At 45.7% G+C, this 21,068-nt stretch carries 17 protein-coding genes and 1 pseudogene; 10 read left to right on the top strand and 8 right to left on the bottom strand.

Annotation, left to right across the window (positions count from 1 at the left end):
* Positions 1-56: 56 nt before the first annotated feature.
* Genes sppA through BST99_RS08535 form a run of 3 tightly spaced genes read left to right on the top strand, consistent with a single transcriptional unit; the run spans position 57 to position 5,181 of the window.
* A complete protein-coding gene (gene sppA, locus BST99_RS08545; RefSeq protein ID WP_105001425.1) occupies positions 57-1,817 on the top strand; it encodes a signal peptide peptidase SppA in 1,761 nt (586 codons plus the stop codon).
* Positions 1,818-1,821: 4 nt separating this feature from the next.
* Positions 1,822-2,529, top strand: a complete 708-nt coding sequence (locus BST99_RS08540) for a queuosine precursor transporter (protein ID WP_105001424.1) — start codon at positions 1,822-1,824, stop codon at positions 2,527-2,529.
* A 33-nt stretch (positions 2,530-2,562) separates the two neighbouring features.
* Positions 2,563-5,181, top strand: a complete 2,619-nt coding sequence (locus BST99_RS08535) for an AsmA family protein (protein ID WP_105001423.1) — start codon at positions 2,563-2,565, stop codon at positions 5,179-5,181.
* Positions 5,182-5,187: 6 nt separating this feature from the next.
* Here the strand turns inward: BST99_RS08535 and BST99_RS08530 are convergent, their stop codons facing one another.
* Complete coding sequence (locus BST99_RS08530) at positions 5,188-5,988, bottom strand: DUF2797 domain-containing protein (protein ID WP_105001422.1); 801 nt, start codon at positions 5,986-5,988, stop codon at positions 5,188-5,190.
* Between the two features lie 76 nt (positions 5,989-6,064).
* Here BST99_RS08530 and BST99_RS08525 point away from each other — a divergent pair.
* A pseudogene (locus tag BST99_RS08525) lies at positions 6,065-7,575 on the top strand (GH3 auxin-responsive promoter family protein).
* Positions 7,576-7,632: 57 nt separating this feature from the next.
* Positions 7,633-8,178, top strand: a complete 546-nt coding sequence (locus BST99_RS08520; RefSeq protein ID WP_105001421.1) for a hypothetical protein — start codon at positions 7,633-7,635, stop codon at positions 8,176-8,178.
* Here BST99_RS08520 and clpX read toward each other — a convergent pair.
* The 7 genes from clpX to BST99_RS08485 form a co-directional block, all read right to left on the bottom strand.
* Positions 8,175-9,410: an ATP-dependent Clp protease ATP-binding subunit ClpX gene (gene clpX, locus BST99_RS08515; protein ID WP_105001420.1), complete on the bottom strand. Its 1,236-nt coding sequence runs from the start codon at positions 9,408-9,410 to the stop codon at positions 8,175-8,177. The genes BST99_RS08520 and clpX overlap by 4 nt on opposite strands.
* An 81-nt stretch (positions 9,411-9,491) precedes the next feature.
* Entirely contained in the window at positions 9,492-10,172 is a 681-nt protein-coding gene (clpP, locus tag BST99_RS08510) for an ATP-dependent Clp endopeptidase proteolytic subunit ClpP (RefSeq protein ID WP_105001419.1), read from the bottom strand.
* A 76-nt stretch (positions 10,173-10,248) separates the two neighbouring features.
* Positions 10,249-11,574: a trigger factor gene (tig, locus tag BST99_RS08505; protein WP_105001418.1), complete on the bottom strand. Its 1,326-nt coding sequence runs from the start codon at positions 11,572-11,574 to the stop codon at positions 10,249-10,251.
* Positions 11,575-11,639: 65 nt separating this feature from the next.
* Positions 11,640-11,969, bottom strand: coding sequence for a phage holin family protein (locus BST99_RS08500; protein ID WP_317046144.1), 330 nt, complete (start codon positions 11,967-11,969; stop codon positions 11,640-11,642).
* A gap of 114 nt (positions 11,970-12,083) precedes the next feature.
* Positions 12,084-13,580: an SGNH/GDSL hydrolase family protein gene (locus tag BST99_RS08495; RefSeq protein WP_105001417.1), complete on the bottom strand. Its 1,497-nt coding sequence runs from the start codon at positions 13,578-13,580 to the stop codon at positions 12,084-12,086.
* 127 nt (positions 13,581-13,707) lie between these two features.
* The gene (locus BST99_RS08490; RefSeq protein ID WP_105001416.1) at positions 13,708-14,478 is read right to left on the bottom strand and encodes an alpha/beta fold hydrolase; all 771 of its coding nucleotides are present in this window, start codon (positions 14,476-14,478) and stop codon (positions 13,708-13,710) included.
* Positions 14,475-15,200, bottom strand: a complete 726-nt coding sequence (locus tag BST99_RS08485) for a pyridoxine 5'-phosphate synthase (protein WP_105001415.1) — start codon at positions 15,198-15,200, stop codon at positions 14,475-14,477. The genes BST99_RS08490 and BST99_RS08485 overlap by 4 nt, the downstream gene beginning before the upstream one ends.
* A gap of 75 nt (positions 15,201-15,275) precedes the next feature.
* On the opposite strand from BST99_RS08485, the gene BST99_RS08480 reads away from it, so the two are divergent.
* The 5 genes from BST99_RS08480 (at position 15,276) to BST99_RS08460 (ending at position 21,007) form a co-directional block, all read left to right on the top strand.
* Positions 15,276-15,932, top strand: coding sequence for a CBS domain-containing protein (locus tag BST99_RS08480; RefSeq protein ID WP_105001414.1), 657 nt, complete (start codon positions 15,276-15,278; stop codon positions 15,930-15,932).
* Entirely contained in the window at positions 15,932-16,813 is an 882-nt protein-coding gene (locus BST99_RS08475) for an NAD kinase (protein WP_105001413.1), read from the top strand. The genes BST99_RS08480 and BST99_RS08475 overlap by 1 nt, the downstream gene beginning before the upstream one ends.
* Before the next feature lie 130 nt (positions 16,814-16,943).
* Complete coding sequence (porG, locus tag BST99_RS08470; RefSeq protein WP_105001412.1) at positions 16,944-17,636, top strand: type IX secretion system protein PorG; 693 nt, start codon at positions 16,944-16,946, stop codon at positions 17,634-17,636.
* 61 nt (positions 17,637-17,697) lie between these two features.
* Positions 17,698-18,411, top strand: coding sequence for an isoprenyl transferase (locus BST99_RS08465; RefSeq protein ID WP_245916293.1), 714 nt, complete (start codon positions 17,698-17,700; stop codon positions 18,409-18,411).
* Positions 18,353-21,007 carry a BamA/OMP85 family outer membrane protein gene (locus BST99_RS08460; RefSeq protein WP_105001410.1) on the top strand — a complete coding sequence of 885 codons (2,655 nt, stop codon included), beginning with the start codon at positions 18,353-18,355 and terminating at the stop codon, positions 21,005-21,007. Before BST99_RS08465 ends, BST99_RS08460 begins: the two co-directional genes overlap by 59 nt.
* Positions 21,008-21,068: the final 61 nt, after the last annotated feature.

Genomic DNA, 21,068 nt, shown 5'->3' with positions numbered 1-21,068 from the left:
AGGAAACACGGCTTTGCGTATCTTTAGCGTTTAAGCTATGCACTAAGAAAGTTTATATGAAGTTTTTGAGGAATTTTTTAGCCTCTATCATGGGGACCCTGGTTGCACTGGGGATATTCTGGTTCATGTTTGTCATTTTTATCTCTGTTCTCGGCAGTGCTGAGGATCCAGTGAGTATTCGCAACAACTCAGTATTGGAACTGCAGTTTAGTGAGCCGATTGTGGATTATGTAGGGACTCCAGCAGATGCCCCTTTTTCTGGTTTGTTTGAAGAATCGGCCGGATTGGATCAAATCCTCCACGCCATTCGCGTGGCCAAGAATGATAGCCGCATCAAAGGCATCAACATCAAGACCAGCAGCCTGTTGGCCGGAATGGCCCAAACAGAAGAAATTCGAGAAGCCCTGCTTGACTTTAAGTCAGAGGGAAAATTCATCTACGCCTACGCAGATTTTTACGGTCAAAAGGAATACTACCTGGCCAGTGTCGCGGACGAGGTCTTTTTGAACCCACAAGGGATCATGGACTTTAAAGGGCTTTCGAGTGAAGTGCTTTTCTTCAAGGACTTTCAGGAGAAGACCGGTGTTAAAATGGAAGTGGTGCGCCACGGAAAGTACAAGAGTGCCGTGGAGCCCTTTTTAGCTGATCGCATGAGCGACGAAAACCGCCTGCAAATCAAATCCCTGATTGAATCACTTTGGGGAAGCATGCTGGAAGATGTTGCAGAAACAAGAGGTATTGATGTCTCTGAACTCAACCGCATCGCCGATGAATTGGGCGGTAGAACTCCGGAGCTGGCCGTGCTGAATGGATTGATCGATTCTTTGGTCTACCAAGATCAGTACGATGCCCGTCTAAGAACCGAATTAAACATTGGAGAGAAGGCAAGAATACCGGCTGTAAGTCTCAAGAATTATATGAAATACGCCAAGTCCAAACGCCTGAAGAAGGGGAAGGAGCAAATTGCTTTGATCTATGCCCAAGGGCAAGTCGGCTATGGCTCGGGGTCTCCACAGGTGATCGGGCAGGGAACGATCAATTCTGCTTTGAGAAGAGCCCGTAACAACGACAACATCAAGGCAGTTGTTCTACGCGTGAATTCTCCCGGAGGAAGCGCTTTGACTTCGGATTTGATTTGGAGAGAAGTACAACTGACCCGAGAAGTGAAGCCCGTTGTGGTTTCTTTTGGAGATGTGGCTGCTTCCGGAGGTTACTACATTGGCGTAGCCGGCACAAAAATCTTTGCAGAACCGACCACTATTACGGGTTCGATTGGTGTTTTCGGAACCATTCCTAACTTCAGTGAGTTTGCTCAGGAAATTGGGATCAATGCCGAGCAGGTCGGGACCAACAAAAACAGCGTGGATTACTCCATTTTCGAACCCATGTCGAACTCCTTTAGAGCTCAGGTTAAGGAGAGTGTGGAGCGCACTTATGATACCTTCTTAAGCCGTGTGGCTGAGGGCCGCGAAATGACTGTTGAAGAGGTCGATAAGATTGCCCAAGGCCGTGTTTGGAGCGGGGCAGAGGCTGTTGAAATTGGATTGGTAGATGAGTTGGGATCTTTGGAAGCAGCGATAGAAGAAGCAGCCAAGCTGGCCGAAATGTCTTCTTACCGCGTGACCAAGTATCCTCGCTTTAAATCGGAATTCGAGCGGTTGATGGATGGTTTAGGAGGAGCCCAATCCCGTATGGCAGAAAAGACCCTAGAAAAGGAATTGGGTAGTGAACTCTACAAGGCTTACAAGCAGGTTAAAAATCTGTCGGAAGCCCAAGGAGTGCAAGCTCACATGCCTTTTCAGCTAAATATTAAATAGTCTTATGAAGCTCGCCGACAAGCGACTGGCCTATCAGATTTACCTCTATATGGGGGCCTTATTCATCACCTCCTTGGTGGTGTCCAACCTGATCTTTCAGAAGTTTTTCTATTGGCAACCCTTTGGTGATATTACCATATTTGGTGCACCCATCTTCGAAATATCGGTCGGTATTTTACCTTATCCTATCACTTTTTTGATTACGGATTTGATTTCCGAAATCTTCGGAAAGAAGAAAGCCAATCAGGTGGTCATTGCAGGGATTTTTGCCTCCTTTTTCTCTTTGTTGATTGTGTACACCGCTTCCGCTGTGCCGGCTACGGAATGGTCTCCGGTCAATAATGAAATGTTTACGGATGTTTTTGGAAACACCATCGTCGCCGTGTTTGCTTCGATGATGGCCTATTTGTTGGCTCAATTTGTCGACATTCAGGTGTACCACTTCTGGAAACGGATGACAGCGGGTAAATACCTGTGGCTCAGAAATAACTTTTCGACTTTTTCTTCTCAGTTTATCGACACCTTTACCGTGGTCTTGTTGCTCTGTTCATTTGGAGAAATTGCCTGGTCGAGATTTTACGGTTTGGTTATTGCGGGTTTCCTTTTTAAAGTAATGATTGCCCTCTTCGACACCCCTTTGCTCTATTTGTTCGTATATATCATACGACGCCGTTTTGGTTTAAAGGTAGGAGAAGAGATTTCTTTGGACTAGGGCGCTGTTATAACCCAATAAAAAGCCTGAGGTATGAAAACCATCAAACGACTTTTATTCTACGCTATCCTCCTGGTATCCGGTATTGCTATTGCTTTGCCTTACCTGGTCGAAGGCAAGCTGGCGGACCTCTTTAAAGAAAAGGTCAACGAGCAAATTGATGCGACCCTGGATTTTGAGTCGGTCGATTTCAGTTTGTGGAAGGGATTTCCGGACGCACATATTACCATCAATCAACTGGCTTTGGTTAATAAAGCTCCTTTTGAGGGAGACACCTTGTTCAAGGCCGAGCAAATTGATCTGGAAATGTCACTTGGGGTCATTTTTCAAGGAAGTTCCAGTGATATCGGAGTGAAAAAATTGGAGCTGGAAGATGCCCTTCTGAACGTGGTGGTGGATTCCACTGGCCGTAACAACTATGATATTGCTAAGAGTGGTGGAGAGTCTGCTACGGGCACCGATGGAGGTTCCTCAGGGCAAGTGAGTTTTGATTTGAAGGAATACCACATCAAAAGAAGTCGGGTGAATTACCGTGATCAGGAAAGCGGAACCTTTTTAGAAGTGCGCGATATCCGCCACAACGGTTGGGGTGACTTGGGATTAGCGGTATCAGATCTGCAGACCGAAACCGAAGCCTTGGTTTCCTTTTCTTATGACAGTATGGCCTATTTGACGGATCAGCGAATCGCCTTGAAAGCGGGAATAGGGATCAATTTGAATCTCAATAAGTACGTCTTTTTAAAGAATGAGGCGCAAATCAATCAGTTGCCCCTGGTTTTTGATGGCTTTGTTCAACTCAACGAAAGTCACCAGCTGCTGGATTTGAATTTTAGAACTCCTTCTTCCGATTTCAAAAACTTTCTGGCCGTAATTCCAAAACGCTTTTCACAAGATATCGAAGGGGTGCAAACCCGAGGGAATTTTTCGGTGAACGGAAAAGTGAAAGGGATTCTGAATGAAACCAATATTCCAACCTTTGACATTCGAATCGACGCGGACAATGCCTCCTTCAAGTATCCGGAGTTGGACAAATCGGTCAATGAGGTCAATATCGAGGCCGAAATTTTAAATACCTCTGGGAAGGCAGAAGAGACCTACCTGGATCTCAAGCAACTCGCTTTTAATCTGGATGGTGATCGCTTTAGAATGAAGGCCCTGATCGAAAATCTGACGGGCAACACCGCCGTAGATGCCGAGATCAAAGGAAAGCTCAATTTGAGTAACCTAGCCAAGGCTTATCCAATGCCTTCCACTTATGATTTAGGGGGGATATTGGTCGCCGATATCAGCACCAAGTTTTCGATGTCTGATGTTGAGGCCAAGCGATACGAGAATACCAAGACCCAGGGAACCCTTAATCTTTTGGAGTTTGAGTACGCAGGGGAAGAGCTACAGAATCCCTTACAAGTCAAGTTGGCTGCTGTGGAGTTTACCCCAAAGATGGTCGACTTAAAGTACTTCGACGGAAAGCTGGGACAAACGGATTTTAGTGCTACTGGACGTATTGACAACCTTCTGGGCTTCTTTTTTAATAAGGAGAGTATGGAAGGACGTTTTCAGATGAATTCGGAGCAATTTGTCGTCAATGATTTTATGGTAGACGAAGCCATAGAAAGCGAAGATTCCCCGGGAAGCGGACCCAATAGCCCTGAATTGGTTCAGGAAAAAATCAAGATTCCGGCCATCCTGGATTGTACCATCGACGCCAAAGCGAAGAAGGTGCTGTACGACAACCTGACCCTGCGCAATGTCAGTGGTCAACTTCGAATCAAGGAAGAAACCGCAACCATCAGCAACTTGCAAGGGGAGCTTTTGGGCGGAAGCATTCAAGTGAATGGCTTGGTTTCGACCAAGGAACCCCTGCCTGAGTTTTCTCTGGGGATGAAGGCCCAGTCTTTAAAAGTATCGGAAGCCTTCAACTCCTTGACCTTGTTCAAGGTTTTAGCCCCAGTAGGAGAGGCCCTTGATGGAAAACTCCAGTCCGAAGTCCGTTTTGAAGGGAACCTCAAGGATAACCTGAGCTTGGATCTGGGAACCATGAAAGGACTCCTGAATTCACGTATTACCACCACCAAGATCAATGCGGAGCAGGCTCCTCTTTTGGCGGCGCTGGACAATGGTTTTGCGTTTATCGACTTTGAGTCACTTCCTGTACAAGACTTAAAAACTGAGCTGGATTTTGATAATGGCCAAGTAAAGTTGAAGCCTTTCACCCTTCGGTACAAAGACATTCCTATCGAAATCAGTGGTGGGCATGCTTTTGATCAATTGCTGGATTACCGCATCCGGATGGATGTCCCGGTAAACTACCTGGGCGAGGATATCACTCGTATGCTCGAGTCCATGAACGATCCGGAATTGAATGCCTTGCGCATACCTATTGAGGGTAAAATTACGGGCTATTACAGTTCGCCTCGTTTAGAGTCGGATCTCCAATCGGCTACAACGAATCTCGGCAAGCGCCTGATCGAACTGCAAAAAGACAAGCTCTTGAATAACGGTTCTAAGAAAGCCGGTAACCTTTTGGAAGGTCTTTTAGGAGGGAAGAAAAAGGACAGTACTCAGCAAGAGGACGCGGTCAAGGATAAGGCCAAATCCCTGCTTGGGGGTCTACTGGGCAAGAAAAAAGACACCACCACCAAAAAGAACTAAGCCTCTTTAGCTATTGAAGATGTTTAGGCCAATGACCGTTCCTTCGTTGGACCGCACATTGAGGACCCGGTTGTCTTCAAAGATCAGGTATTGCCCTTTGATGCCACTGAGTTGGCCAGCAAACTGTTGCTCCTTTTCGAGGTTTAAGCTCTTGACTTTTTCTGGTGTTTTTTCGACCGGAAAATGCAGGTTCCACTGTTCGGGGTGTTCCACCGCATATTCCCTTACCTCCTCCGGAAAGAGTGACTTTACTTCTTGGTAAAGGGCTTGCAAGTCAGCTGTTTCCTCTTTTTGGGTTAGCATTTTTTGCCAGCTCGTTTTGTCACTGACTTGTTCTTTCAGCGCAACCTCGGTTATTCCGGCCAAATAGCGGTTGGGAACCTCTAAAATGGCCATGGCCTGGTGAGCTCCTTGGTCAATCCAGCGCGTAGGAATCTGGCTTTTACGGGTTACTCCAACTTTGACATGACTCGAGTTGGCCAAGTAGACAATATGGGGCTGTAATTGCACCTTTTTCTCGTAGGCGAGATCCCGGTCTTCTTTGTCTAGATGTGCGGTGCTTAATTCGGGACGCATGATCCAATCTCCGGCAGAGGGGATTTCAAAAAAACAGCTTCTGCAAAAGCCTTGGCGAAAGATCGGACGCTCGTTGCCGCAATTCAGGCACTGTTGCCCAATAAACTGAATTTCGAGGCGTTTACCCAATAGTTGATTGACGTGAAGACGATCTTCACCCAATTGCCAAAAGTAGTGGATGGGCTGGTCAAAAACCGTTGACATTTTGCGGAGAACCCCCTGAAAAAGCATGCTTGAATTGTATTTGTAAAACGAGGATTTAAGGCTATTTTAGCCATTATGCCTCACCGGGCCAAAGATACCGAAAATGCCTATACCCCTCTTTAATTCTATAGCGTCCTGGTTGCTGCGCAAACGGTATCACCAAATCGAACTCTTTCTCAAATATCCCGCGGATGTGCAGCTCGAAGTACTCCAACAGCTGACCTATTTTGCCAAGGGAACCGAAATCGGAAAACAGTACGACTTTAGCTCTATGAATGGCTACCGGGATTTTGCAGAACGCATCCCTATTGTCAAATACGAAGAGATTGCCCCTCAGATCGAAAGAACCCGCTTAGGAGAACAAAATATTTTCTGGCCGACCCAAATCCGTTGGTTTGCAAGAGTAGTGGAACCACCAATGCCAAGAGTAAGTTTATACCCGTTTCTCAGGAGGCTCTGGAGGATTGCCATTACAAATCAGGCAAGGACCTCCTGTGTCTTTATCTGAATAACAACGAAAACTCTCAACTCTTTACGGGTAAAAGTCTGCGACTGGGAGGGAGTAAGGAACTCTACGAAGACAACGGTACTTTTTTTGGAGACCTCTCGGCTATTCTCATCGATAATATGCCACTTTGGGCGGAGTACAGCAGTACCCCGAGCAGCAAGGTGTCCTTGATGTCTGAATGGGAATCTAAGCTGGAGGCCATCGTCTCGGAGAGTATCAATGAAAGAGTGACCAGCTTAGCGGGTGTGCCCTCTTGGATGTTGGTTCTACTCAATGCTGTGTTGGAAAAGACAGGGAAAGAGCATTTATTTGAAGTCTGGGAGAATCTAGAAGTTTACTTCCATGGAGGAGTGAGTTTTACTCCCTATCGGGAGCAGTACAAAGCACTTTTGCCAAGGGCTAACTTCAAGTACTACGAGATTTACAATGCCTCGGAAGGCTTTTTTGGGATTCAGGATCGCAACGATGCAGACGATCTGTTGTTGATGCTGGATTACGGTATTTTTTACGAGTTTGTTCCCATGGACGAATACCATACCCAACCTTTAAACGCGGTACCGCTTTGGGAGGTTGAACTCGGGGTGAATTATGCCATGGTCATTACCACCAATGCGGGTCTTTGGAGATACAGTATCGGCGATACGGTTCGCTTTACGTCTTTGAACCCCTATCGAGTGAAGATTAGCGGGCGGACCAAACACCACATCAATGCCTTCGGGGAAGAACTCATTATAGAAAATGCCGAGATGGCCCTTCGGGAGGCATGCATTCAAACCGGTGCAGAGATTAAAGAGTATACGGCGGCGCCTATTTTTATGTCAGGGAAGGAGAAGGGAGCGCACGAATGGCTTATCGAATTCCGAACTCCGCCCAAAGACTTAGAACAATTCACTACTGTTTTGGACGAGGTCTTGAAGGATTTAAACTCCGATTACGAAGCCAAGCGAGCCAACGATATCACTTTGCGTCGACCTGTCCTGCACATTGCCCGAGAAGACTTGTTTTATGATTGGTTGAAGTCCAAGAACAAGCTGGGTGGGCAGCATAAAATCCCAAGACTTTCGAACAGTCGAGAGTACCTGGATGAGCTCCTCTCGATGAATTAGGGCAATATTGGACTTCTTCTTTGCGTTAATGTAGAACCCAAATTTAACCTACAACGCATGTCACAACGATTAGTCCTGGTTTCGGATGTATCCGGAAACCGCAAAGACAAGTGGATCACCACCTACCTCGCCGCTCTTCACCCGTATTTCGAAATTACTTACTACGACCTTCAGGAACTCGGTAAATTCCGTCTTTCTTCCCAGGATCTTGTTTCGATGAGATCTGATTTTTTGGACAATGCCTGGAGCCATGCTCAGCAGGCATTTATTCAAGCAGAAAAACAAAATAGTGCCGGTCAGGATACCGTTTATATGGGATTCGGATTGGGAAGTCAGTTGGTCTGGGAAACCGTTGCTCCGGAACTAAACCCTAAATCCCTTTGGTTGGTTTCTTCTACGGAATTGGCACCAGTCGATCATGTAGGGGAAGTACCCGCCTATTTCTACTACGGAGAAAGAGATGAATGCTCAAAGTTGAAGTCGCAAGACAAAAACCTGAGCATCATACCTCGTTTCGGTTCCAGTATGTATATGGATGATCACATCGCGCAGTGTATCTGCAGCCATTTGATTGAAGTGGAGCACAGCCTGCGATCGGCTTAACTGACCGCTTTTAATTTGTTGATGGTCTCGTAAGAGAGCTTCTCCTCAGCGTAAGCTTTGGTGACGTGGAATTCTTTGTCATCGCTCGATGGCAGGGTAAACATGGCATCCGTAAAGATAGCTTCGCACAACGAACGCAATCCGCGGGCGCCGAGTTTGTACTCTATTGCTTTTTCTACGATGAATTCCAGGGCTTCGTCATCAATACTGAAGTCGATTTCGTCCATAGAAAACAGCTTCTCGTACTGCTTAATGATCGCGTTCTTAGGCTCCGTTAGAATCGCACGTAGGGTCTTGCGGTCCAACGGATTCATGTGGGTTAACACGGGTAAACGTCCGATGATTTCTGGAATCAAACCAAACTCCTTGAGGTCTTTTGGAATGATGTACTGCAAGAGGTTTTCGTTGTCTAACTGATCCTCGGCACGAGATGCACTATAACCGACCGCCTGCATGTTTAAGCGTTTGGTGATCAGTCGTTCAATTCCATCAAATGCTCCGCCAGCAATAAAGAGAATATTCTCCGTGTTGACTTCGATGAATTTTTGATCCGGGTGCTTACGTCCTCCTTTCGGTGGAACGTTAACCACGGTTCCTTCGAGGAGTTTCAACAGACCTTGTTGCACCCCTTCACCAGAAACGTCTCTGGTGATGGAGGGGTTGTCGCTCTTGCGGGCAATTTTGTCGATCTCATCAATAAAGACAATACCTCTTTCGGCCTTCTCTAAATTGTAATCAGCCGCCTGAAGCAGGCGTGTCAAGATACTTTCGACATCTTCCCCTACGTATCCGGCTTCCGTCAATACGGTGGCGTCTACAATGGCTAAGGGTACATTGAGCATTCGAGCAATCGTCTTAGCCATTAAGGTCTTTCCGGTACCGGTTTGACCGACCATGACGATATTACTTTTTTGAATTTCAATGCCGTCTTCCTGAGATCGGGGTTGAAGTAGACGTTTGTAGTGGTTGTATACCGCCACAGACATGACCTTTTTGGTTCTCTCTTGCCCGATGATGAAGCTATCTAGGAACTCCTTGATTTCGATGGGCTTTTTAAGGACCAGTTCAGCATTGATATCCTGGCCCTTGCTTTGCTTGGACTCCTCAGCAACAATGCTGTGGGCCTGCTCAATGCAACGGTCACAGATGTGCGCGTCAAGCCCGGCAATCAACAGGTTGGTCTCTGGCTTTTTTCGCCCACAAAATGAACATTCTAAATTATCCTTGGCCATAATACATCTCTAAGATAGCTAACGAAAATCGAAAGTAATTCTTGTATCTACATGATTATCAGTAGATCACAATAGTCGGAACTAGTCCCTTTCCCTTACGAGAATCTCGTCGATCATCCCGTATTCTTTGGCCACTTCGGCCTTCATCCAGTAGTCGCGGTCACTGTCTTCGTAAACTTTGTCGAAGGTTTGTCCGCTGTGATTAGCAATGATATGGTAGAGTTCGTCCTTCAGTTTAAGCACTTCCTTGGCCGCAATTTCAATGTCTGAGGCCTGTCCTTGCACACCTGAAAGGGGCTGATGAATCATCACTCGGCTGTGGGTAAGTCCACTGCGTTTTCCTTTTTCACCAGCGCACAAGAGTACGGCAGCCATAGAGGCAGCAATCCCCGTACAGATGGTCGCCACATCAGGCTTGATAAACTGCATGGTGTCGTAGATACCTAAACCGGCATAAACACTGCCACCTGGCGAGTTGATGTAAATAGAAATATCTTTCGTCGAATCCGTACTCTCCAAGAAAAGGAGCTGGGCCTGGACGATGTTAGCGACCTGGTCGTTGATTCCTGTTCCCATAAAGATGATTCGGTCCATCATCAGGCGAGAGAATACATCAAAGACGGCAATATTCATTTGGCGTTCTTCAATGATGTTCGGCGTCATGCTCGTCGGGAACATGCTGCTGATGATTTTATCGTAATAAAGGCTGTTTACTCCTTGATCCAGGGTAGCAAACTTTTTGAATTCTTTTCCGTAGTCCATAGTTATCGACAAGTAAATCAAGGGAAACCTTCAACGTTTCCCTAAAAGCGATTTAAAGATACAGCTATTTTACCGGCTAACTGCCATAGGCTTCCTTGATAAAGTTTTCATAAGAAACTTCCTTTACCTTCAGATTTGCCTCTTTTTTATAGAGCTCCAACAGTTTTTGGCTCATCAACTGTTGTGACAGTCTTTTGGCCTCTTCCGGGTTCCCTAAAATACGCATGCTCAAAGAAGAAAGCTCCTCCTCGGAAGGATTCATATGACCGTATTGAGCCATCTGAGATTTCATAAATCCTTTGGCAAAATCGATAAGTTCTTCTTGTGATACGCTTAAACCGTGCTCATCGATGATTTTGGCTTCGATGAGTTGGTAGCGAATCCCTTTCTCAGACTTTTCGTACTCTTCTTTGGCCTGGTCATCAGAAATGGGTTCCTCAGAACTGGCTTGGATCCATTTTTTCAGGAAGTCATTCGGTAGTTTAAAGTCGCATTGTTCAATAAGACGTTCCGTGATGTCGTTGAGCAATTTTTGGTCGGACTGCTGTACGAACTGGGCTTCAGAATCAGCCACGATTTTATCGCGCATTTCCTGCTCTGAATGGATTTGGTCTGGGCCGAAGATCTTGTCGAATAACTCCTGGTTTAATTCGGCTGCTTCTCTGTGGTTGACTTCTTCGATTTCAAAATCAACTTCCACATTGAGTTTTTCGGCCTTATCGGCTGCGACTCCAAGGTTTCCAGCCAGTTGGTAGGTTTCTTTGAAAAGCCCTTTTGTCTTTAGTTTGACGATGTCACCAGGCTTAGCACCAACCAAAGTGCTGGCTGCTTTCTTGGCAGCGACTTGGCTGACTTCAAAAGTGGTTTTGTGCTCGATTTCTTCCTCGGCATTACGGAAACTACCCGTCACTTCATCCTCTTTGGTCACTTCGTTCTTGCTGATCAACTTGCCGTACTGTTTTTGGATTCGCTCCATCTGTTGATCGACTTCCTTTTTGTCGGCTTTGATTTGGAAGTGGGTAATACTTTTTCTTGTTTTTAGCTTAACGTCGAAGGATGGAGCCAGACCCAATTCAAACTCAAAAGCCAAGGGCTCTTGGTCCCAATCAAAGTCTTCCTTTAGACGAGGCAATGGGTTGCCCAAAACGTCTAGTTTTTCTTCTTTGAGGTAAGTGTTCAAAGAATCTTGAAGAAGTTTGTTTACCTCGTCAACCAGAACAGCTTTTCCGTATTGCTGGCGGATCAGTCCAATCGGTACTTGTCCTTTCCGAAACCCAGGAATATTGGCTTGTTTACGGTAATTCTGAAGAATTCCGTCTACGTTCTTTTGGTAATCTTCTTTGCTTACAGCTACAGTTACAACTGCGTTCAGATCGTCAATCTGCTCCTTAGTAATATTCATACGTCAACTTTACATCCTTAAAAGGGGGAGCAAAAGTAGTCTATTTTAAAAGGTGGAGCAAATACTTATTCTCCTTCTGCTCTGGGCTTTCGGTGTGGCTTAGGGTCCTCTTTCAGCATTTTAAAGAGAAGGGATTGCAGCAGAGAGAGTAACAAGCTGAAAAGAATGGCCCACCAGAGGCCGTCTACCTGAAATCCACTGATAAAATAATCGGCGAGTTGAATAATCAGGGCATTGACCACCAACAGGAAAAATCCCAAAGTTATGATGGTAATGGGAAGAGTCAGAATGATCAGGAAAGGTTTGACCAAGAAGTTGAAAATACCCAAGGCTACGGCTACCCAAATCGCGGTGAAGAAGGTATCGACGTGGACACCAGGTAAAAAGTGAGCCAAAGCGATAACGGCAAGGCAGATAAAAGGGTGCGCAATAAGACTTTCATGGGCAAAAAATTAGGGGTACCTCCATCGGAGGTACCCCTAAAAATACAAATTCTTTGTTCTGCGAACTTAGTTGACGTAAAGTCCTTTAAATCCTAAAGGATTAATCATTGGCATATTAGATCCGTATTTCGCATTGATGGCTGCACTAAAAGCGTTAGCCAAAATGGCGTATCCGCGAGGAGAAGGATGAATTCCATCCAAAGAGAAACCACCGCCGGTTGCGAAAGTCGCTGTAACCACAGATCCGTCTGCTTGGGTAAATCCATTGGCAACCAAATCATCAAATAGAGTGTTCGCATCCACAAGGGCGATGTCGTATTGCGTAGCAAGCGCTGCAATCGTTTGGTTGTATCCAGCAATGGCATTATTGATCATCATGCCTTCTTCCGGAGTAACGACCCAGTTGTCCGCTAAAGGAACAGCAACTCCATTGATGGAAGTAGGATCAGCAGGGTTGGCCAATGTTCCCAAGAAAGAGATCGCAGGAAGGGTCAACAAGTCTTCTGCTGTTGCCTGTCTCATGTTGATCAGATCAGGATTAACTCCCGTCAGGTCTGTAAGGTCTTCGTCAATTATTACAACAGCGTTATTTCCAGCGGTGAAATTGATAGTACGCTTCGCAAGTTCTTCTGCTGTAATGAATCCAGCTTGTTGTAACTGAGCCAAACCTCCGTTGTAAGGTGCGTAGGCGGCGTTAACTACATCTGCAGTAGCCTGATCCAATGGAATGGCATTGAAAGGAACCGTGTTGAAATAAGGCGTTTTTAAAACGTCAGGAATGTTTGCGATAGCTCCTTCAGCACCACCAGAAGTTAGGGTCTGAAGAATTCCGTTCATAACACTCGCAAAAACGTTTTGGTCGGAGATGTCATTACCAGCATAAGTTGCGGGGTCTAAATTTCCAGCCTGATCAACTCCGCTACCTCCACTTGCAGCAAACCCGAGGACATCATTGTTTCCAAGCCACAAACTGAAGAAGCTTGGGCTTAGAGCCATAGCATCACCCAAAACAGTAGCATTAGGGCTACTTGCAAAACGAGCGTAATAGGGATTGGCCTGTCCGATAGGTACACCGGCCAAGTTTCCATATCCAGGTGCTACAACATGATAGCTTTTTGCGCCGGGAACTCCCATATTGTTGAAAGAACCTGTTAGTACGTTAGAGATTTCTGTTGTTCCTGTTCCTGCAACTGGTACCGGTGCAGGTGAACCTGATGCAAAGGATAGAATTAAACGGTTACCGGAAATGGGATTACCGCCTAAGGTCATTCCTCCAAGGTTGTCGGCCATAAATGGAGTATTGAAGGATCCTCCTCCAGCTAAGGCAAAATTCTGGGCCAACATATTCGGGAAAGAGTTGGTCTGTCCGTCAATAAACAAGGCGTTGTCCGAGAAACCTGCTGTTAGCGAGTTCCCTATGGCTACGTAGGAGCTGAAATCAGCTGATCCGCTAGTATAGACAATCGGATCATCATCCATCGGGTCGACAATCACTGGATCATCCTCCGCACATCCTACTGCTAGGAGGGCAACTACCAGCAGACTTCCGTAAAACTTTTTCATCTTGATAAAAATTTAAGTTAGTTTTTGATGATTTTACAGTTAAATCATTAATAACAAATCTAATTGAAAAATGTTGTGCTGCAAATCCTTTGGGCAAAGAATTATGCGTGCATAATAAAAAAAAGGGCTATTCTTTAAAAAAAGTCAGAGAAGTCTTAAAAAAATCCTTCGGATTTTCGGCGTGAAGCCAATGTCCAGCATTCGCTATGGTTTTTATTTCGACTTCCGAAAAGTGCTGTTGGATCAAAGAAAGGTCGGCTTCAACAATGTACTCGGACCGATCTCCTCGTAAAAAGAGGGTAGGACCATCGTATTGCTGCTGACTACTCAGGGGTTCTCCGATTTCTTCCAGGCGGTTGCCAAGAACCTCTAAATTAAAGCGGAAGGCCAGTTTGCCCGGTTCTATCCAATACAGATTTTTCAACAGAAATTGCCGCATTCCCCAATCGCTTAGATGCTTAGCGAGTGCCTTATCGGCCTCTCCGCGACTGCTAATCTTTGAAAAGTCAAGGGAGTTAAGCGCGTCGAAGATATAACCGTGATGAGCGGGGTAGTATTTTGGGGCAATGTCCGCCACCAAGAGCTTTGTCACCTGGCCTGCAAAATCACAAGCGTAGTTCATGACGGTTTTACCGCCCATGGAATGCCCGAGTAGATAGACATTCTTGAGTTCCTGTTGCTGGATGTATTCATTGAGATCTCGACTCATCACCCTGTAGTCAAACTCCTCAGAATGAAAGCTTCTGCCGTGATTGCGCTGGTCAATCAAGTGAACTTCAAAGCCTTCTTTCGCCCATTGAAGACCATGGGATTTCCAGTTGTCCGACATGCCTAAAAAACCATGCAAGACCAAGAGGGGTTGCCCTTGGCCGAGTATTTGAGAGTGAAGCGGGCTCATTCGATATCGCTTTTGAGTCGGTTAAGGTACATACGTACCACATTGTCGAGTCCTTTTTCTATGGATTCGCAAATCAGTGCATGGCCAATAGACACCTCCAATAGCTCGGGGATATGCTCAGCAAAAAAGGCAATATTCTGCAGGTTGAGGTCGTGCCCCGCGTTTACACCAATTCCCTGTCTTTTTGCTTCCAGGGCGGTTTCGTGATAAGGGTGAATGGCCTTTTCTCTGTCTTGGCCATACTGACTGGCGTAGCCTTCGGTGTACAGTTCAATTCGATCTGCTCCCGTCTTTACAGCACCTGTGATCAGGGCGGGATCAGGATCTAAAAAGATCGAAGTCCGAATGCCCGCTTCTTTGAACTGCCCAATAACGTCTTGTAAAAATCCCTGATGCGTATTGACATCCCAACCGTGATCGGAGGTCAGGGCATCGGGTCCGTCCGGGACTAAGGTGACCTGCGTAGGCTTAATTTTTAGGACCATTTCTAAAAAAGAGGGGATGGGGTTTCCTTCTATATTGTATTCGGTGTGGACGATTGGTTTGAGGTCATAGGCGTCCTGGTATCGGATGTGGCGTTCATCCGGGCGGGGGTGGATGGTGATTCCTTCTGCCCCGTATTCCTGAATTCTGGTAGCGGTAAGCAATAGATCCGGGGTGTTTCCTCCTCGTGCATTTCGCAGGGTGGCCCATTTATTGATGTTTACACTGAGTCGAGTCATAAAGTTATCCTTACAAACCGCAAAAATACGCAGGCTCCCCGTATATTTACCCTGCTAAAATTGTAATTTAAGATCATGAATCTGACGCAGCACATCCTCAATACCCTTCCGGTGTTCGAAATCGAGCAAACGCTCGATGGGGTGATCTCGTTTTTCGAGGACACCTCCTTTTCGCATGTGGCTGTGACGGAGGACGGACGCTTTATTGGGCTGCTGCCCGAAAACGACCTCGCCTGTTTTGATCCCGAAAAAACCATCCGGGACTTTCGGGAATCTCTTGAGGTGTTTGCGGTGAACAAAGACACTTCCTGGTTGGATATTTTGGAGGAGTTTTCTCGTCATGAAGCCAATATTGTGCCGGTGGTGGATCTTAAGCAAAGGGTGCAGGGGTATTACGACCTCAATGAAGTGGTCGGGGTATTTATCGATACGCCTTTTTTTAGAGAGCCCGGAGGAATCTTGGTTATTGCGACTGGGCTAAAGGATTACTCTTTCAGTGAAATTGCTCAGATTGTAGAGAGCAACAATACCCGCATCCTGGGGGCTTTTATCTCGGGCATGCAAAATGATGTGGTACAGTTGACCATGAAACTGGGGTCCGAAAACCTGAATGAGGTGATTCAGACCTTCCGCCGATACAACTACAGCATCCTCTTTGGTAATAACGACGATCAGTTTATGGAAGACCTGAAACAGCGTTCTGATTACCTCGACAAATACCTTAATGTATAATGAAGGTCGCCTTATTTTCTCAGCTTATTCAACCAGAAGATATTCCTTGGGTGATGCAAATGATTGAGGAATTGGATCTGCAGAAGGCCGATATTCATATAGATCGGGATTTTTATCAGCAGATTCAGCGCGAAACGGCAGTGCGAAAGCTGCCCACTTTTACCCTGGACTCCGGATTGGATTCGAGTTTTGATCTTTTTGTGAGCTTTGGTGGCGATGGAACCATGCTTCGCGCCGTCACTTATGTGAGGGAGTTTGGAATTCCCATGGTTGGAGTCAATACGGGTCGACTAGGTTTTTTATCCACCTTTAAAAGAGAGGAAGTACGAGAGCTGGTTCAAGGCTTTAAGGCGGGTGCCTATAAAGTAGGAAACCGATCGCTCGTTGCCTTAGCTCCGGGTCAATTGGACGGTGCTTTTGGAGACCTTCAATTCGCCTTGAACGAAATCACAGTCAGTCGAAAAGACACAACCTCGATGATTACCGTAGAGACTTATTTGGATGGAGAATACCTCACTTCTTATTGGGCTGACGGTTTGATCATTGCAACACCAACGGGGTCTACCGGGTATTCTTTGAGTTGTGGAGGGCCTGTGATTGCCCCTTCAGCCCGATCTTTTGTGTTAACTCCTATAGCGCCGCATAACCTCAATGCGCGCCCCTTGGTTATTTCGGATGAAACCGAAATCAGAATCCGGGTCTCCGGGCGAGAAGACAATCATCTGGTTTCTTTGGATTCACGCATTGTTACGGTGCCTAACGGCCAAGAGTTGATCATCAAAAAAGCTGATTTCACTTTACCCATGCTGGAGTACCAAAGCGGAAGTTTTTTCAACACATTACGCTCTAAATTGCTCTGGGGGCAGGACCAACGAAACTAGTGGGTATTCTCTCTGAAAAATCCCTTCAAACTAGACAATATTTTGCCGCTTTCGATGTTTTACTCAAGGAACACAATATGACCTATCTACACCTGGTTTACGACCTGGGTCGTATTTGCACAATGCGTATATGAGAATTACTGTTGCCCTTTTATTATTGATCACTGTTTCGGCCAGTGCCCAAACTTTCGAAGTCGGAGGATTTTTTGGTGGGGCCAATGCTATTGGTGATGTAGGGAGAACGAATTATGTCGATCCAGAGGGTTTAGCTTTTGGAGCAATCTTCAAATGGAACAAGAGTAAGCGCTACGCCTGGAGGGCAAGTATGACGCGTGCCAACCTTATTTTTGATGACACACGCTCGAGCCTGTCGTCCAGACGAACTCGTGGTTATAGAGTAAACAACACCATTGTTGAGTATTCTGCTGGACTGGAATTTCATTTTTGGGAGTACAACCTTCATAATTTGGGTCCGGCATTTACACCTTATTTATACACTGGGGTAACCTATTTTCGGTATGATTACAATTATATTGATGGTACTCCGCCAAATGAATTGCGCATTTTAGACCAGCGTGATGGCTCGTTTGCTATCCCAATGGTTGTCGGGGGCAAAATACGTATCAATCAATTTCTTATCTTGGGGGCCGAAATTGGGGCCCGGTATACGCTAACGGACAACCTGGATGCCAGTAATCCTGAAGGTTCAAACTTTGAATCGTTCCGTTTTGGAAATTTTTTCAGTGATGATTGGTATGTTTTTTCCGGCGTTTCTTTAACCTATACCTTTGGCCGGAAACCATGCCGAGACTGTTTTGAATGAAGTAAGGAAAACCCTGGCAGATGTCCAGGAATCAGGAAGACCGAAACACATTGCGATCATTATGGATGGCAACGGTCGTTGGGCTAAACAGCGCGGCAAGCTTCGCGTTTTTGGGCATGAGAATGGTGTGGAAGCTGTTCGCAAAACCGTAGAGAACTGTGCCCGCCTTAAAATAGACTACCTCACACTCTACGCATTTTCTACCGAAAACTGGAACCGCCCCAAGCTGGAGGTGGAGACGCTGATGCGTCTGTTGGTGGCTTCTTTAAGAAGAGAGCTAAAAACCTTAACAGAAAATAATATAAAACTCAATGCGATCGGAAGAATCGATTCTTTGCCGGATAGGGTTCACAAAGAATTGAAAGAGGTGATCGAAAAGACCAGTTCCCACACGGGAACGACCTTGACACTGGCCTTGAGCTATGGATCTCGCGAAGAGCTAAAAACAGCAGTAAAAACGCTTTGTTCCAAAGTTAAAAATAACCTAATTTCGCCCGATCATATTGACGAAACAATTATTAATAATCATCTTTACACGCATGACCTCCCAGACGTGGATCTGTTGATTCGCACTAGTGGTGAGCACAGAATTAGCAACTTTTTGCTTTGGCAGATTGCCTATGCGGAGTTGTATTTTGTGGATGCTTTTTGGCCAGATTTTCAAGAGCATCATTTAGTGGAGGCGATTATGAATTACCAAAATAGGGAACGACGATTTGGAAAAACTAGTGAACAGTTGGATTCGGCAGACCGAACTATTCCGCTCTCCGAGTAAATTATTACTCCTTCTTATATTCATAACCCAGATCGCTTTTCCACAGGATGCCAGCCTGGGCCAAGGCAAGGAATACACCCTTGCGGGAATCTCTGTAACCGGTCTGCAGAGTTATAACGAACAAACGGTGAAAACCTTTACCGGACTTACCGTTGGGCAGCGTCTAACTATTCCTGGAGAAGAAATCGCGAACGTCATCAAGAAACTGTGGAAGCTGGATCTCTTTTCTGATGTAGAGATCTACCAAACCAAGATTGAAGGCGAGAAGATCTGGTTAGAGCTAAGCATTCGCGAAAGACCTACACTTACCGATGTTACTGTCTATGGTGTTAAGAAGAGAAAGATCGAAGACATCATCAACGAGACGGATCTGAAAAAGGGGAAGAAGCTAACGGAAAGCTTGATCGCCAATACCCGCAACTACCTCGTCAATAAATTCCGCAAGCAAGGTTACCTCAATGCCAGTGCAACTATAGTAACCAAGCCCGATACCTCCGCGGTCAATGCCCGCAGCATGGTCATCAATGTGAAAAAAGGAGAAAAAGTGAAGATTTCGGCTATTCATTTTGAGGGGAACGAAAAGTTGTCCGACAAACTGTTGCGCAGTGGTAAGGGACTGAAGAAAACCAAGAAGAAAAAGTTCTATCGCTTTTGGAAGAAGTCGAAATACATTGAGGCGGATTACGAAGAAGATTTAAAGAATATCGTCGACACTTATGCCGAGCGTGGATACCGCGATGCCCGTATTCTCTCGGATACCTTCGTCAAGGTCGATGAAAACAATATTGAACTCCGTTTAAAGTTGGAGGAAGGTGACCGCTACTACTTCGGTAATATAGACTTCGTGGGTAACAGTGTTTATTCTGATCGACAGTTGCGTCAAATCCTTGGAATTCAAAAAGGCGATCCTTATAATGGTGTCTTGCTAAAGGAGCGAATCGCGGATCAGAGCAAGCCCGATGCCCAGGACATAACGAATCAGTACCAGAACAACGGTTACCTTTTTTCTCAGATAAATCCTGTAGAGGTTTCGGCTATCAATGATACCATTGACTTCGAAATCCGCATTATTGAAGGAAAAGAAACCTTCTTGGACCACATTGTTGTAGAGGGTAACGACAAGACCAATGACCACGTAATTTACCGTTCGCTGCGAACAACACCAGGTCAGAAGTACAGCAAAGACGCTATTGTACGTACCATTCGTGAGTTGGGTCAGTTGGGCTTCTTTGATGCTGAGCAAATCGCTCCGGACATTCAAAACCCGAACCCCAATACAGGAACGGTCGATATCAAGTACAACCTTGTAGAATCTGGTTCCAGCCAAATCGAACTCCAAGGTGGAGTCGGAGGTGGAGGATTTATTGGAACTCTTGGACTTTCCTTTAATAACTTCTCTATTCAGAATATTTTTGATGGCAAATCCTATCAGCCTGTACCCATGGGGGATGGACAGACCTTCTCTTTGCGTTTGCAGGCGAGTCGTACTTTCCGCGTCTACAGTTTGAACTTTTCAGAACCTTGGTTAGGAGGAAAGAAGCCTGTAGGATTCAATTTGTCTTTTCAAAGAACTCAACAGTTTGCTTCGAATTTTCGAAACGGTCGAATCGACGTAGATAAAAGTCGAGGCTTCTCTATTACAGGTATCTCTGCTGGATTATCGAAGCGTTTGCAGTGGCCGGATGACTACTTCTCGATTTCGCACGGTGTATCCTATCAGTACTACGATTTCAACAATTTTAACAACGGTCTTTTCAACTTCGGTAACGGTAGTTCGAACTCCTTGACCTATACCTTAGGAATCGCACGTAGCTCACAAGGTCCTAGTAGAATTTTCCCAATCAGTGGATCTAACTTTAACCTGACGGCTAAGTTTACACCGCCTTATTCTCTGTTCTCAGGCAAGGACTTCAAGGCAATTCGTGATGAGATAGAAGAAGTGTCCTTAGAATTGCTTGAGATTGGTCCGAATGATCCAGCTGCCCCTGCATTGGGTGCTCGTTTGGAAGCTTTGGAAGAAGAACGTTTTAAATTACTCGAGTTCTTCAAGATCAAATTCAAAGGAGATTGGTACTCTCGAATCACCGGAAAACTTGTCTTGAGAACCAATGCAGAATTTGGTTTCTTAGGGAATTACAACAAAGACATTGGGGATGTACCCTTCGAGCGTTTCTTCGTTGGAGGAGATGGTTTGGGTAACTTCACTCTGGATGGTCGTGACGTTATTCAGTTGCGTGGATATGAAAATAGTTCCCTTACTCCATTTAGTACCAACCCGATTACTGGACGTTTAGAACAGGATGGTGGTACCATTTATAATAAATTCTCCATGGAGTTGAGGTATCCATTTACCTTAAAACCCACCGCCTCCATTTACGGTCTGGCCTTTTTAGAAGCTGGAAATTCGTTTAACAATTTTAGTGAGTTTAATCCGTTTCAATTGAAACGATCTGCCGGAATGGGGCTGCGAATATTTATGCCGGCGTTTGGCCTTTTAGGAATTGATTTTGGGTATGGTTTCGACCAAGACAACAATCCGAATTCCATTGGGGTCAGTGGTTGGCAAACGCACTTCATTATCGGCCAGCAATTCTAACGAACACCTGAGAAAACAGTGTTTGGGCCGGATTTCAGTGACTCACTCTCTGGTTTGGCAC

Source organism: Aureicoccus marinus, assembly GCF_002954325.1.
GTDB classification, from domain to species: domain Bacteria; phylum Bacteroidota; class Bacteroidia; order Flavobacteriales; family Flavobacteriaceae; genus Aureicoccus; species Aureicoccus marinus.
This window is presented reverse-complemented; position numbering and strand designations above follow the sequence as displayed.

What these genes read in the sequence shown, in the direction of transcription:
- sppA (WP_105001425.1), top strand. Translation starts at nt 57, where the DNA reads ATGAAGTTTTTGAGGAATTTTTTAGCCTCTATCATGGGGACCCTGGTT.
- BST99_RS08495 (WP_105001417.1), bottom strand. Translation starts at nt 13,580, where the DNA reads ATGAAAAAGTTTTACGGAAGTCTGCTGGTAGTTGCCCTCCTAGCAGTA.
- BST99_RS08465 (WP_245916293.1), top strand. Translation starts at nt 17,698, where the DNA reads ATGGATGGCAACGGTCGTTGGGCTAAACAGCGCGGCAAGCTTCGCGTT.
- BST99_RS08520 (WP_105001421.1), top strand. Translation starts at nt 7,633, where the DNA reads ATGTCACAACGATTAGTCCTGGTTTCGGATGTATCCGGAAACCGCAAA.
- BST99_RS08530 (WP_105001422.1), bottom strand. Translation starts at nt 5,988, where the DNA reads ATGCTTTTTCAGGGGGTTCTCCGCAAAATGTCAACGGTTTTTGACCAG.
- clpX (WP_105001420.1), bottom strand. Translation starts at nt 9,410, where the DNA reads ATGGCCAAGGATAATTTAGAATGTTCATTTTGTGGGCGAAAAAAGCCA.
- BST99_RS08480 (WP_105001414.1), top strand. Translation starts at nt 15,276, where the DNA reads ATGAATCTGACGCAGCACATCCTCAATACCCTTCCGGTGTTCGAAATC.
- BST99_RS08485 (WP_105001415.1), bottom strand. Translation starts at nt 15,200, where the DNA reads ATGACTCGACTCAGTGTAAACATCAATAAATGGGCCACCCTGCGAAAT.
- BST99_RS08490 (WP_105001416.1), bottom strand. Translation starts at nt 14,478, where the DNA reads ATGAGCCCGCTTCACTCTCAAATACTCGGCCAAGGGCAACCCCTCTTG.
- BST99_RS08475 (WP_105001413.1), top strand. Translation starts at nt 15,932, where the DNA reads ATGAAGGTCGCCTTATTTTCTCAGCTTATTCAACCAGAAGATATTCCT.
- porG (WP_105001412.1), top strand. Translation starts at nt 16,944, where the DNA reads ATGAGAATTACTGTTGCCCTTTTATTATTGATCACTGTTTCGGCCAGT.
- BST99_RS08535 (WP_105001423.1), top strand. Translation starts at nt 2,563, where the DNA reads ATGAAAACCATCAAACGACTTTTATTCTACGCTATCCTCCTGGTATCC.
- clpP (WP_105001419.1), bottom strand. Translation starts at nt 10,172, where the DNA reads ATGGACTACGGAAAAGAATTCAAAAAGTTTGCTACCCTGGATCAAGGA.
- tig (WP_105001418.1), bottom strand. Translation starts at nt 11,574, where the DNA reads ATGAATATTACTAAGGAGCAGATTGACGATCTGAACGCAGTTGTAACT.
- BST99_RS08540 (WP_105001424.1), top strand. Translation starts at nt 1,822, where the DNA reads ATGAAGCTCGCCGACAAGCGACTGGCCTATCAGATTTACCTCTATATG.